The organism is Dietzia cercidiphylli (assembly GCF_014145145.1).
Lineage (GTDB): Bacteria > Actinomycetota > Actinomycetes > Mycobacteriales > Mycobacteriaceae > Dietzia > Dietzia natronolimnaea.
Map to the genome: position 1 here is coordinate 1 of NZ_JAALEA010000277.1, position 11,847 is coordinate 11,847.

Here is an 11,847-nt window from a genome sequence, read left to right on the forward strand (position 1 = left end):
GCGCACGCCGCTGCACCTGGTGTGGCAGATCCCGGCGGTGATGCTCGCGGGGGTCGCGGCGTCCATGGTCGTGCTCGTCCCGCTGGGGGCGGGGCCGGAGGGCTCCGACGACGGGCTCGAGGACCTCGCCACCGGCGGGCCGGCGTTCGTGGTCCTCGGGCTGCTCGCCGTCGCGGTGCTCGTGCCCGTGGCCGAGGAGGTGGTCTTCCGGGGGATCGTCCTACCCGCGCTGAGAGCGAGGTTCCGGGCGGTTCCGGGGATCGCGCTCGCGGGGGCGGTCTTCGCCGCCGTGCACCTGATCCCACCCGCGCTGCCCTACCTGGTGGTGGTGGGGATCTCGCTGTGCGTGATGGCGCAGTGGTACCGGTCGATCGTGCCCGGGATCGTGCTCCATGGCGTCAACAACGCGGTCGTGTTCGCCGGCATCGTCGCGGCGGGCGCGGCCTGAGGGCTTGCCCCCGCCGACCCACTTACCCACTTACCCACTTACCCGCTGACCCGCTGACCTGCTGACCCGCTGACCGGCTGCCGCGTCGTCGTGCTACCGCGCTTCCACCGATACGGTCGCACCTTCTCGCGCCACCGTCACCGGACCGTCGAAGTGACGTGACGCGATCCGTCCCATCTCCTGCGCCTCCTCCGGCCGCGCGAAGTGGGTGAGGACGAGATGGCGCACCCGCGCCTCGGAGGCGATCCCGGCGGCGAGATCCGGGGTGAGGTGCCCGTGCCCGTGGATCACGTCGTCGTCGGCGGTCAGGACGGTGGACTCGCACACGAACACGTCCGCCCCGGCGGCGGCGTCGACGACCCCGCGGCACGGGCCGGTGTCCGAGGAGAAGCAGACCACCCCGCCCGGGCCCGAGAACCGCAGCGCGGCGGACGGCACCGAGTGCAGGGCGCGATGAGGGGTGACCGTCCAGCTGCCGATCCCCACGGGCGTCCGGGCATCGAGGTCGAGCCCACGGACGTCGAAGGCGGACCGGATGGGCGAGACCATGGTCGGCAGGGTGGGTATCCCGAAGAGCTCGTCGAACCGCTCGAGACGACCGAGATCCTCCGAGGGCACGTAGAGCGGGATCCGCGGGAGCACGTCGGGGAACGTCCAGCGGTACGCCCAGGCCATGAGGTCGAGGCTGTGGTCCGCGTGAAGGTGGGTCACCACTATGCCGCTCAGTTCGGACAGCTCGTGGGTGCGAGCGAAGCTGAGCAGGGATCCGGGGCCGGCGTCCACCAGCACGGTGGTGGCGTCGTCCCGGACCAGATAGCTCGATGCGGCTCCGGTCCGGCCGGGGGCGGTGGCGTTGCAGCCGAGGACCTCGACGGTGGTCACAGCAGGACGATCCCTTCACTTCTGGCGGCCACGGTCACGACAGGGCCGAGGTCGGCAGGTCCGACGTGGTCCATGTCGAGCTCCGTGCCGTGCACATCGATGCGCAGCCGGGTGACGGTGCCGGCGAACTCGGCGTGGAGCACGCGGGCGGTGGTGGATCCCGGCGTGCCCGCGTCCGCGATCCGCAGTGAGTCGCGGCGGACGAGTACCCGGCGTCCAGGGCCCGGGGCGTCGCGCTCCACGCGGGTGACGTCGACGCCGGTGTCCGGGATGCGCCATCGGCCCCCCAGCACCTCGACCGCGTCCGGGGTGCGCACGGCCTCGAGGATCCGGCCCGACCCCAGGAAATCGGCCACGAACTCGTCCGCCGGGTGGTTCCAGAGTTCATCCGGCGTCCCGTGTTGGACCAGGCGCCCGTCCCGGACGATAGCGATCGAGTGGGCGAGCGCCAGCGCCTCCTGCTGGTCGTGGGTGACGATCACGGTGGTGCACCCGACCTCGGCGAGGTTCGCGGACAGGCTCCGGCGCAGACCGGCCCGCAGTTGTGGGTCGAGCGCGGAAAGGGGTTCGTCCAACAGGAGGACCGCGGGGTCGATCGCCAGTGCCCGGGCCAGGGCCACGCGTTGGCGCTGGCCACCGGAGAGTGCTCCGGGCCGCCGACCCGCGTACTCCGACAAGTGGACCAGCTCGAGGAGTCGGTCGGTGCGACGGGTCCGCTCGGCCCGGTTCACCCCGCGGGCCCGCAACCCGTACTCGACGTTCCCCCGTACCGACATGTGCGGGAACATCGCGTACGACTGGGGCACGAGGCCGATGTTCCGGCGAGCGGGCGGCTGAGCGGTGACGTCGGCGCCCCCGATCCGGACCCGTCCGGTGGAGGGACGGACCATGCCGGCGATCGACCGGAGGACGGAGGTCTTGCCGCATCCGCTGGGGCCGACCAGGGCGAGGATCTCACCCTCGCGGACGTCGATGGTGACTCCGTCGACGGCGAGGGTGTCGCCGTACCGCACGGAGACGTCCTCGAGGGCCAGGCCCGGTGTGGTGCTCATGACGGTGGTGTTCATGACAGGGACCTTTCGTGCATGCGGGCGCGCAGCGCGACGAGAACCGCGAACACCGGGAGGAGGGAGACGATGAACCAGATGGACATCGCCGACGCCAATTCGAGCCGTCTCGTCTGGTAGGCGTCGAACAGGGCGAACGGCGCCGTCGGATTGGCCGGGGCGTTGACGAAGAAGCTGATGTTGAACTCGCCGTAGCTCAGGGCGTAGGACATCGCTGCGGCCTGGACTATCGCGACAAGGCACCACGGGATCGTGATGGTGAGGACCTGCCGCGCGCGGGAGGCGCCGAGGCTCAACGCGACCTGCTCGCACTCGTCCAACCGGTCCGAGGCCAGCACCGGGACTAGTGCGGCCAGGGTGAAGGGCAGCGTGAACACGACGTGGCCGATGAGCAGCAGTAACCCGCTCGGACGCAGCTGGGCGTAGGTACCGATCAACGCGACCGAGATGGCGATGCCCGGGACGGCGAGCGGGACCGTGGCGAGGTAGCCGACCGCGCGGGCGGTGACGGAGTTCGAGCGGGCGGACCACCACGCGAGCGGTCCGCCGACGACCAGGTTGATCGCGGCGACGGCCACCCCGACCACCGCACTGTGCAGGAGCGTGGGGGACAGCAGCTGGAGCCCGAGGGCCATCCAGTCCAGCGTGAACCCGCCGGTGAACGGTCCCGCGATGAAGCTCACGCTGGTCGCCACGACCAGCGTCGCGATCATGGGTACCAGGACGACGCCGAGCATGAGCCACAGCCATACGCGGGACGCTGTCATCGGGCGACCATCCTCTCGGTGGTCCGGGCGAACGCACGGCCGGCGAGCAGGAACGCGGCCGCCAGGACCGCCAGGATCAGGGCGTTGGCGGACGCAGCCGCGATGTTGAACCCGGCGGAGCTGAGACCGTCCACCACCTCGAGCGGGAGCAGTCTGTCTCCGCGGGCGAGGACCGCGATCGTGCCGTATCCGCCGAGGGCGACCGCCAGTGCCGTCCCCGACGCCTCGATGATCGCCGGCAGCAGCAGGGGAAGGGTGACGGTGACGAAGACCCGGGCGCGTCCGCCACCCAGTGATCTGGCGGTCTCGGGGATCGCCGGATCCAGGTTCTCCGCGGCTCCACGGAGGGGTCCGATGATCCTCGGCAGGGAGAAGTAGGTGTACGCCACCACGAGGCCGGGGATGATGTATGCGGTGCCCGCCAGTTGCGGGAACCACAGGCCGAGCAGCCCCGTGTTGCCCAGCAGGACCACGGCGAAGAACCCGATGATGGTCCCGGGGAGCGCGACGGGGAGCGTGAAGGCTGAATCCAGTGGTGAGGTGTTGCGTCCCGCGTGTGAGCGGGCCGCCAGGTGGAGGACAAGTGGGACCGACAGGGCGATGGCGATCGCCACCGCCGAGACGCAGACCACGAGCGAGTTGACGACCGCGCGTTGGATCGCCTCCGAGGTGAGGGCGGCGACGAGATAGTCGGCGGTGAGGCCCGCCTCTTCGCGCAACCCGGTACGTCCTAGCCCGAGGGCGTTGCGGACCAGGGCCAGGAGCGGGTAGAGGGCGAACGCCAGCAGGAAGACGACCCCCGGCACCGCGGCGAGCCATCCCCAACGGGGACCACCCGCCGCGGTGGGGGTCACCCGGGTGCGGACGGTCAACGACCGACCTCGGTGGTGAAGGCGGCGATGAAGTCCTCCTGGACGGCACCCTGCTTGACGTAGTCGACCGTGCGGGCCCGCTGGTAGTCGGTGTCAGGGAGCATCTTCGCGGCCATGTCCTCCGGGATCGACCCGATCACCGGACGCATGAACCCACGGGCGAAGAGCTGCTGACCCTGCTCGGAGAAATAGAAGTCGAGGAGCTCCTCCGCGTTGTCCCGATTGGGCGCGCCGTTGACGATCCCGACGACGTAGGGGATGAGGAGGCTGCCCTCCTCGGGGATGACGACCTCGACGTCGATCCCCTCCTCCTGCAGCTTGTAGCCGTTGAAGTCCGTGTCGATGAGGATCGGGATCTCGCCCTGGCCCACCAACGCGGTCGCGGTCTGGGCCGGCGTCACGGCGCCGTTGTCCTTGAGTCGGCCGAGGTATTCGAGACCGGGGCCCCAGTCGTCCAGATCTCCTCCCATCGCCTCGTTGGCGGCGGTGGCGACCGAGTAGCCGACCGCGGCCTGGGTCGGGTCGAGGTATCCCACCTTGCCGCGGTACTCGGGCTTGGTCAGGTCCTCCCATGTCCGCGGCACCTCGGCGTCCCCGAGATGATCCTTGTTGACGATGAACGCCACCGCGCCGGTGTGCAGGGTGTGCCACCGGCCTTCGGGATCGCGGAGGTCCTCGTCGATCGACTCCACGCCCTCCGGGGTGTAGGCGCTGAGTAGATCCGCCTGCACCAACTGATCCGCGAAAGCGATGCCGACGTATGCGGAGTCGGCGACGGGTGAGGCGGCCTCGGCCTGGAGAGCTGCGAGCGTCTGTCCCGAGTTCTTGGGGTCGTTAGGGGCGGAGATCCCTGTCTCCTCCGAGAAGGCCGCCAGCACCTCCCCGAAGTTCCCCCATTCCGTGGGGCTGTTGTAGGTGATGACCGTGCCTGAGCCTCCAGCCGCGGTCGACGGGGCTTCCTCGCCCGCGGTGTCGGCGTTTCCACAGCCGGTCAGTGCGAGTCCGGCTGCAGCGGTCGCAGCGAGTGTGCGGAGGGTGCGTGAGAGAGTCATCGTCTGGTCCTTGGTCGTCTGATCCTGGGCCGTCGTCGGCCCGAACCCGTCGGTGCCGATGGCCGCGGCGGGCGCCGGGCCGGGTATCAGCAAACGCGTGCCAAATCGGTTTGGCAATGGGTCTGGGGGGCACTTCCGACACTGTTCGCCGACCGTTCACCCAGGTCCCGGACGTTCCCGGGGTAAGGACCCGCCCGGGTCGAGATGTCAGGGGCGGAGGTCTGCCACGGAGTCGCGCACCACGAGGTGGACGGGGACCACCGCGGTGCGGGTTTCCCGGCCGGGCTCGAGGAGCTCGGTCGCCGCGATCTCCCCGACGAGCCGGCGGTCGAAGGCGACCGTCGTCATGGCCGGCGCGAGCAGGCCCGACGTGGGCAGGTCGTCGTGGCCCACCACACTGACCTCCCGACCCACCTCGACACCCGCGTCCCTCGCGGCCCGGTACACCGCGGAGGCGGTGTAGTCGGAGTTCATCAGGAAGGTGCGCACGCCTCCCGGGTCCGCGAGCTGGTCGGCCACCAGGTCCCGCACGTCGTCGAAACGCAGTCGGCACGGCAGGATCTCGGGTCGCAGTCCCAGTTCCCCCGCACGGGCGAGGTAGGCCTGGGTGCGGTCCGTGTCGGCGGCGTCCGCCGGCGGTGCGGTGACGAAGCCGATCCGTCGGTGGCCGAGGCCCGCGAGGTGGTCGACCGCCAGGGTCACCGCCACGGGGTTGTCCGGGCCCACCGTGGTGACCCCGGGGGAGGGCGCGGTGTTGATCTGGACGATCGGCAGCTCGGGCCGGTTGACCCGCCACCAGTCGACCGCCTCCGTCCCGCCGACCGGGGCGATGGCCAGGGCGCTCACCTGCCCGTCGGCCATCCGGTGTACCGCCGCCAGCTCGGTCGAGGGATCGTAACCGGAGTCCATGACGACCACGTGTGAACCCCGCGACGAGGTGACGGCCTCCATCCCACGGAGCACGTCGAGGAAATAGGAGTTGGACAGGTTCCGCGTGATGAGCCCCACGGCATCCACACGCCCCAGCCGCAGGGCGCGGGCGGCGGGGTTGGGGCGGTACCCGAGCCTCTCGGCGGCATCACGGACACGTCGCACCGTGCTCGCCGCGACACGACCCTGGCCGTTGAGCGCCAGGCTGGCCTGGGGGACGGAGACGCCGGCCGCCCGCGCGACGTCGCGCAACGTGGTCCTGCTCCCCGGCGCCATACGACCTACTCCACCACAGAGGGCGCGGTGATCAGGCCAGCAGTGCGGACACCAGTAGTAGCACGGGGAGCGCGCCGAGGGTGGTGAGGACCGCCGAGTCGCGGGCGAGGAGCATCCCGTGTCCGTAGCGGGTGGCCACCACGAGCACGTTCTGCGCGGTGGGCAGGGCTGCGGCCACCACCACGGTGAGCAACTCGTGGCCCTGCATCCCCATGAGACCTCTGCCGATGGCATAGGCGAGCAATGGGTGCGCCACCAGTTTGAGCACGCTCGCCAGCGCGATCTCCCGTCGCGGTGAGGCTCCGGCCTCGAGCACCTTGACGCCGTAGAGGGACATACCGAACACCAGGAGCGCACCGGGGACCGAGATCTGACCCACCAGGTGGACGGGCTCGAGGATCTTGTCGGGCGGCGTCCAGGGCAGGGCGGCCACCACCACCCCGGCGAGAGCGGCCAGGACGATAGGGGTACGGACGGCCTGGACGATCGAGCCGAGCGCTCCGCCGCCTCGATCGCCGGCCGTGTCCTCTGAACCCTCGGTGCCCTCTGTACCCGCGGAGCGCGCGGCACGCTCGAGCACCGCGATCGCTATCGGCTGGAGCACGACCACCTGGAAGAGCAGGAGGGGCATCACGAAGCCGAGGTCGCCCAGGACGTAGAGGGCGATGGGGATGCCGAGGTTGGCGGAGTTGACGTATCCGGCGGACAGGGCCCCGACGACGAGGTCGGCGGCCGGGCGTCTGAGCCACAGCCTCGCGATGAGCACGTATGCGACGGCGATGAGGATGGCCGAGCCCGCGGAGACCACGAAGACGCCGGTGAAGACCTGGTCGAGCGTGGTCCGGGCGAGGGCGTCGAACAGCAGGGCCGGGGTGGCGACGAAGAACACGAGCCGGTTGAGCACCAGTCGGGCGTCGGTGCCGAGGACCCGGGAACGGGCGAGCAGCCACCCGAGTGCGACGACCGCGACGATCACGGCGAAGCCGTTGAGGACGCCGGCCACTGCGGACTCCTGGGGTTCGGGGGAGGGGAGCGGTAACGCCGATCGGGGCCGAGCACTCCTGCGGGCAGGAGGCGCGACCCCGATCGGGTTGCTGTTGCCTGTGTCGGCGGCTATTTACCGCGAACGGGACGTGCGGTGCGGTTCGACCGCGCCGAGCAAGGGCTCAGCGGCTGGTGAACGGCAGCAGTGCCATCTCACGGGCGTTCTTGACCGCGACGGCGACCTGACGCTGCTGCTGCGGCGTGAGGCCGGTGACGCGGCGCGAACGGATCTTGCCACGATCGGAGATGAACGTGCGGAGGGTGTTGACGTCCTTGTAGTCGACCGTCTCGATACCCGCGACCTTCAACGGGTTCTTCTTGGGCCGACGACCCTCCTGGGCACGGATCTTCTTGGACGGGGTGCTACGCGCTTTTGCCATGATTACCTACTCACCAACTCGACTTCGTGACACCGGGCAGCTCGCCACGGTGGGCCATCTCGCGCATGCGGACGCGGGAGAGGCCGAACTTGCGGAGGTAGCCGCGGGGGCGGCCATCGGCGACGTCGCGGTTACGCACCCGCACGGGCGAGGCGTCACGCGGCATCTTGTTGAGCGCGGTCTGGGCGTCCATGCGCGCCTCGTCCGTGCTCTCGGGGTTCTTGATGATTGCCTTGAGCTCGGCGCGGCGCTCGGCGAACCGGGCCACCTTGGCCTTGCGCTGCTCGTTGCGCGCGATCTTTGACTTCTTGGCCACGGGTCAGCGCTCCTCTCGGAATTCGACGTGCTTGCGGACGACCGGGTCGAACTTCTTGAGGACGATGCGGTCCGGGTTGTTACGGCGGTTCTTGCGGGTCACGTACGTGAACCCGGTCCCGGCCGTGGACTTGAGCTTGATGATGGGTCGAACGTCGTTACGTGCCATCTCAGATCTTCTCCCCACGGGCGCGGATACGGGCCACGACGGCCTCGATGCCATCGCGGTCGATGGTCTTGATGCCCTTGGTGGAGACCGTCAGCGTGACGCGACGACCCTCGGAGGGCACGAAGTAGCTACGGCGCTGGATGTTCGGGTTCCAGCGACGGTTGGTCCTGCGGTGTGAGTGCGAGACGGACTTGCCGAAACCCGGCTTCCGTCCCGTTACCTGGCAATGCGCCGACATGGCGTGGTTCTCCTTCCGCCTCCTCGTACGGTGGCGCGTGATGGTCGGGGCTCCCGGTCGGCCTGGGCCGAACAGCAGCGGATCACCACGTCGCGGGCACCGTGAGAGGCGATAGCAAACGTGCAGACAACAGCGATGGTCTAGTTTACGGCCCGACCGCGGGAAACGGTAATCAGCACGTCAACGCCGGTGGGGACGGCCGGCGGAGCGTGCGAATTGGGTACGCGGTCATCGTACGGGTACGATCTACCGATGCGTGTGCTGATACCGGGATCCCCGGTTCGGCCACTGGCAGTTGCGTGCCCCTGACGGGGCGGGCGCCAGACCCAAGACTTCTACCGAGCTAGAGGGATCCAGTATGAAGAACGACATCCACCCCGACTACCACCCGGTGGTCTTCCAGGACTCGGGCACCGGCACCAAGTTCCTCACCCGCTCCACCGCGAAGAGCGAGCGGACCGTCGAGTGGGAGGACGGCAACTCCTACCCGCTCATCGTGGTCGACGTGACCAGTGAGTCGCACCCGTTCTGGACCGGCGCGCAGCGCGTCATGGACACGGCCGGCCGTGTCGAGAAGTTCCAGCGCCGTTACGGCAACCGCACCCGCCGCACCAAGTGAGCCGCGGGTCGGTGCTCCGCCGCCGACCCACACCCACACCCGAGACCTCAGAGGACGTAACAGTCATGGCAGTTCCGAAGCGTCGCCTCTCGCGCGCCAACACCCATTCCCGCCGCTCGCAGTGGAAGGCCGAGAACCCGGCCCTCCAGGAGACCAAGATCGACGGCCGCGCCGTGGTGCTGCCGCGTCGCCTGGTCAAGGCCGCCAAGCTCGGCCTCGTCGACCTCGACCGCTGAGTGTCGGTCGACTGATCGCCGAGACGAACTGAGCTCAGCGGCGCCCGCGCGTCGCACGCACACGCCCGGTCACGAGCCCGGTGGGTCCCCTCGGACCCACCGGGCTCGTCGGCGTCATCAGGACCCGGCGCGGACCGCGCATCGGTCGCGGTATTCCTCAGCCGTGGTTCAGGCGGGTGCGGGAGACTTCCCGGTATGAAGATCCTCGTTGTGGACGACGACCAGGCCGTGCGTGAATCCCTGCGCCGTTCCCTCACGTTCAACGGTTATTCGGTGGAGCTCGCGGGGGACGGGGTCGAGGCGGTCGAACGGCTCGACGCGAACCGTCCGGACGCGGTGATCCTCGACGTCATGATGCCCCGCCGCGACGGCCTCGAGGTGTGCCGGATACTGCGGAGTCGGGGGGACGACCTGCCCGTGCTCATGCTCACCGCCCGGGACGCGGTGTCCGAGCGGGTGGCGGGCCTGGACGCGGGTGCCGACGACTACCTGCCCAAGCCCTTCGCGCTGGAGGAGCTGTTGGCCCGGCTGCGGGCGTTGCTGCGTCGTCGGGGTCCGGAGGCCGAGGACGTGGACGAGGTGTTGGAGTTCGAGGACCTGCGGATGGACCTGGCGACCCGCGAGGTCAACCGGGGGGAGCGCCGGATCCAGCTGACCCGGACGGAGTTCTCCCTGCTCGAGTTGCTCCTGCACCATCCCCGTCGTGTCCTCACCCGGAGCCACATCCTCGAGGAGGTGTGGGGTTACGACTTCCCCACGTCGGGGAACGCGCTCGAGGTGTACATCGGGTACCTCCGGCGTAAGACCGAGGGCGACGGCGAGAGTCGTCTGATCCACACCGTGCGTGGCGTGGGATACGTGTTGCGCGAGACGCCGTAGTGCGAGCCCGCACGGTGGGGTGGGGCTCCACACCGATCTCCCTGCACCAGCGGGTCACCCTGTTGGCGGCGAGTTCGGTGGGCGTCGCGGTGGCCCTGATGGCCGTCGCGGCGTACTTCGTCGTGTCCGGGTCGATGTACAGCGAGGTCAACAACCGGCTCCAGCAACAGGCCGACCAACTGGTCAACAGCCAGCTCGCGTCGGAGTTCGCCCTCCAGTCCCGGAGCACCCTCATCGCGCTGCGGGCCTTCAACCCCAATCTGGACGCGCAGATCGTCGCGCCCTCCGGTGTGCGGACGGCCACCGGCGAACCCTTCCAGATCGGCGGCCCCGAGATCGCCGTGGTCCGCGGCGAGACCGAGTCGAGCCTGCGGACGGCCGGGGGCAAGCAGATCTATGCGGTGGGGGTGCGCGACGGTTCGACACTCATCCTGGCGCAGGACCTGAGCCCCACCAGGGCGGCCCTCAATCGTCTGGCGATCGTCCTGACGCTGGTGGGTGCGGCCGGCATCGCGCTGGCGGCGGTGGCCGGTACGGCGGTGGGGCGCACGGGTCTGGCGCCGGTCGCCCGGTTGACCAGGGCGGTGGAGCGGATCGCCAGGACCGACGACCTGCGGCCCATCCCGGTGGCGGGTGATGACGAGATCGCCCGGCTCACCGCCAGCTTCAACCAGATGCTCGTAGCGCTGGGGGAGAGCAGGGATCGACAATCGCGGCTCGTGGCCGATGCCGGGCACGAGCTCAAGACACCGCTGACCAGTCTCCGGACCAACGTGGAACTACTGATCGCCGCGAGCAGGCCGGGGGCGCCGACCATCCCGGCCGCGGACAGGGGGGCGCTCGAGGTCGACGTGATCGGTCAGATCTCCGAGCTCACCCAGCTGGTCGGGGACCTGGTCGAGCTCGCCCGTGAGGATTCCGGGGAGGTCGAGCTGGAGCCGGTCGCGGTGTCGGAGGCGGTCGAGCGGGCCCTCGAGCGGGTCCGTCGGCGGCGTCACGACGTGCGGTTCGACGTGGATCTGGCGCCCTGGTACTCGTTCGGTGACAACGCGGGGATCGAGCGTGCGGTGCTGAACATCTGCGACAACGCGGCCAAGTGGAGCCCGACCGGGGGAACGGTGACGGTCCGGATGAACCCGGTGTCGGAGTCGGTCGTGGAGTTGACCGTCGCCGACCAGGGGCCGGGTATCCCTGAGGAGGACAGGCAGCTGGTCTTCGAGCGATTCCACCGCTCGCGGGAGGCACGGGCGATGCCCGGTTCGGGGCTCGGGTTGGCGATCGTCCGCCAGGTGGTCACCCGGCACGGAGGCACCGTGGAGATCCATGACGCGGACGGTGGGGGCACCGAGGTGCGGATGACCATCCCCGGGTGTGAGCTCCCCCCGAACTGATCGACGGGGGCCGCGGTCGTCTCAGCGGGCACACAGCGCGGTGAGGAACCATGTCGGATATGGAGAACGAGAACGATCGGGGCACGGGTGGTCCCCGGCCCGGCGACGAGTGGGCCTCGGGTCCGGGCGCGGGTCCGGGTGGATACGGTCAGCGGCCGGAGAGCCCGTATGGTCCCCGCGACGACGGTCGGCGACCGGGCCCGGCGGACGTCGGTCCGCCCCCTCCCGGTTCCGGGCAGCCCGGCCAGTACGGGCACGTGCAGCCGAACCAGGGCTGGGGCG

At 69.9% G+C, this 11,847-nt stretch carries 16 protein-coding genes and 1 pseudogene; 6 read left to right on the plus strand and 11 right to left on the minus strand.

Annotated features, from left to right (window positions below; all coding sequences use genetic code 11):
* The coding region (locus tag G6028_RS10380; protein ID WP_182658811.1) for a CPBP family intramembrane glutamic endopeptidase at window positions 1-448 on the plus strand (448 nt) is incomplete at its 5' end.
* Between the two features lie 93 nt (window positions 449-541).
* Here G6028_RS10380 and G6028_RS10385 read toward each other — a convergent pair.
* From G6028_RS10385 to rpmB, 11 genes are all read right to left on the minus strand, one after another.
* Complete coding sequence (locus G6028_RS10385) at window positions 542-1,330, minus strand: MBL fold metallo-hydrolase (protein WP_182658812.1); 789 nt, start codon at window positions 1,328-1,330, stop codon at window positions 542-544.
* Window positions 1,327-2,397: an ABC transporter ATP-binding protein gene (locus tag G6028_RS10390; protein ID WP_182658813.1), complete on the minus strand. Its 1,071-nt coding sequence runs from the start codon at window positions 2,395-2,397 to the stop codon at window positions 1,327-1,329. The genes G6028_RS10385 and G6028_RS10390 overlap by 4 nt, the downstream gene beginning before the upstream one ends.
* A complete protein-coding gene (locus tag G6028_RS10395) occupies window positions 2,394-3,164 on the minus strand; it encodes an ABC transporter permease (RefSeq protein WP_206685745.1) in 771 nt (256 codons plus the stop codon). The genes G6028_RS10390 and G6028_RS10395 overlap by 4 nt, the downstream gene beginning before the upstream one ends.
* A complete protein-coding gene (locus G6028_RS10400; protein WP_194306957.1) occupies window positions 3,161-4,036 on the minus strand; it encodes an ABC transporter permease subunit in 876 nt (291 codons plus the stop codon). The genes G6028_RS10395 and G6028_RS10400 overlap by 4 nt, the downstream gene beginning before the upstream one ends.
* A complete protein-coding gene (locus G6028_RS10405) occupies window positions 4,033-5,088 on the minus strand; it encodes an extracellular solute-binding protein (protein ID WP_182658814.1) in 1,056 nt (351 codons plus the stop codon). The genes G6028_RS10400 and G6028_RS10405 overlap by 4 nt, the downstream gene beginning before the upstream one ends.
* 207 nt (window positions 5,089-5,295) lie before the next feature.
* Entirely contained in the window at window positions 5,296-6,294 is a 999-nt protein-coding gene (locus tag G6028_RS10410) for a LacI family DNA-binding transcriptional regulator (RefSeq protein ID WP_182658815.1), read from the minus strand.
* A gap of 31 nt (window positions 6,295-6,325) precedes the next feature.
* On the minus strand, window positions 6,326-7,297 hold the full coding sequence (locus G6028_RS10415; protein WP_182658816.1) for an AEC family transporter: 972 nt from the start codon (window positions 7,295-7,297) through the stop codon (window positions 6,326-6,328).
* Between the two features lie 163 nt (window positions 7,298-7,460).
* Window positions 7,461-7,718 carry a 30S ribosomal protein S18 gene (gene rpsR, locus G6028_RS10420; protein ID WP_007632792.1) on the minus strand — a complete coding sequence of 86 codons (258 nt, stop codon included), beginning with the start codon at window positions 7,716-7,718 and terminating at the stop codon, window positions 7,461-7,463.
* A 10-nt stretch (window positions 7,719-7,728) separates the two neighbouring features.
* Complete coding sequence (rpsN, locus tag G6028_RS10425; RefSeq protein ID WP_017836289.1) at window positions 7,729-8,034, minus strand: 30S ribosomal protein S14; 306 nt, start codon at window positions 8,032-8,034, stop codon at window positions 7,729-7,731.
* 3 nt (window positions 8,035-8,037) lie between these two features.
* Complete coding sequence (gene rpmG / locus G6028_RS10430; RefSeq protein ID WP_017836290.1) at window positions 8,038-8,202, minus strand: 50S ribosomal protein L33; 165 nt, start codon at window positions 8,200-8,202, stop codon at window positions 8,038-8,040.
* 1 nt (window position 8,203) lies between these two features.
* Window positions 8,204-8,440, minus strand: a complete 237-nt coding sequence (rpmB, locus tag G6028_RS10435) for a 50S ribosomal protein L28 (protein ID WP_010542299.1) — start codon at window positions 8,438-8,440, stop codon at window positions 8,204-8,206.
* 358 nt (window positions 8,441-8,798) lie between these two features.
* On the opposite strand from rpmB, the gene G6028_RS10440 reads away from it, so the two are divergent.
* From G6028_RS10440 to G6028_RS17455, 5 genes and pseudogenes are all read left to right on the plus strand, one after another.
* Complete coding sequence (locus tag G6028_RS10440) at window positions 8,799-9,059, plus strand: type B 50S ribosomal protein L31 (RefSeq protein ID WP_095718598.1); 261 nt, start codon at window positions 8,799-8,801, stop codon at window positions 9,057-9,059.
* Between the two features lie 65 nt (window positions 9,060-9,124).
* Entirely contained in the window at window positions 9,125-9,295 is a 171-nt protein-coding gene (rpmF, locus tag G6028_RS10445; RefSeq protein ID WP_179525844.1) for a 50S ribosomal protein L32, read from the plus strand.
* A 195-nt stretch (window positions 9,296-9,490) separates the two neighbouring features.
* Window positions 9,491-10,174, plus strand: a complete 684-nt coding sequence (locus G6028_RS10450; RefSeq protein WP_182617164.1) for a response regulator transcription factor — start codon at window positions 9,491-9,493, stop codon at window positions 10,172-10,174.
* A complete protein-coding gene (locus G6028_RS10455; protein WP_179525842.1) occupies window positions 10,174-11,565 on the plus strand; it encodes a sensor histidine kinase in 1,392 nt (463 codons plus the stop codon). Before G6028_RS10450 ends, G6028_RS10455 begins: the two co-directional genes overlap by 1 nt.
* Before the next feature lie 59 nt (window positions 11,566-11,624).
* Window positions 11,625-11,847 (plus strand): annotated as a pseudogene (locus tag G6028_RS17455) (serine protease); the annotation flags it as partial.

Excerpts from the sequence above, each read along its gene's own strand:
- rpsR (WP_007632792.1), bottom strand. The coding sequence starts at position 7,718 with ATGGCAAAAGCGCGTAGCACCCCGTCCAAGAAGATCCGTGCCCAGGAG.
- G6028_RS10410 (WP_182658815.1), bottom strand. The coding sequence starts at position 6,294 with ATGGCGCCGGGGAGCAGGACCACGTTGCGCGACGTCGCGCGGGCGGCC.
- G6028_RS10395 (WP_206685745.1), bottom strand. The coding sequence starts at position 3,164 with ATGACAGCGTCCCGCGTATGGCTGTGGCTCATGCTCGGCGTCGTCCTG.
- G6028_RS10450 (WP_182617164.1), top strand. The coding sequence starts at position 9,491 with ATGAAGATCCTCGTTGTGGACGACGACCAGGCCGTGCGTGAATCCCTG.
- rpmF (WP_179525844.1), top strand. The coding sequence starts at position 9,125 with ATGGCAGTTCCGAAGCGTCGCCTCTCGCGCGCCAACACCCATTCCCGC.
- G6028_RS10405 (WP_182658814.1), bottom strand. The coding sequence starts at position 5,088 with ATGACTCTCTCACGCACCCTCCGCACACTCGCTGCGACCGCTGCAGCC.
- G6028_RS10440 (WP_095718598.1), top strand. The coding sequence starts at position 8,799 with ATGAAGAACGACATCCACCCCGACTACCACCCGGTGGTCTTCCAGGAC.
- rpmG (WP_017836290.1), bottom strand. The coding sequence starts at position 8,202 with ATGGCACGTAACGACGTTCGACCCATCATCAAGCTCAAGTCCACGGCC.
- rpmB (WP_010542299.1), bottom strand. The coding sequence starts at position 8,440 with ATGTCGGCGCATTGCCAGGTAACGGGACGGAAGCCGGGTTTCGGCAAG.
- G6028_RS10390 (WP_182658813.1), bottom strand. The coding sequence starts at position 2,397 with ATGAACACCACCGTCATGAGCACCACACCGGGCCTGGCCCTCGAGGAC.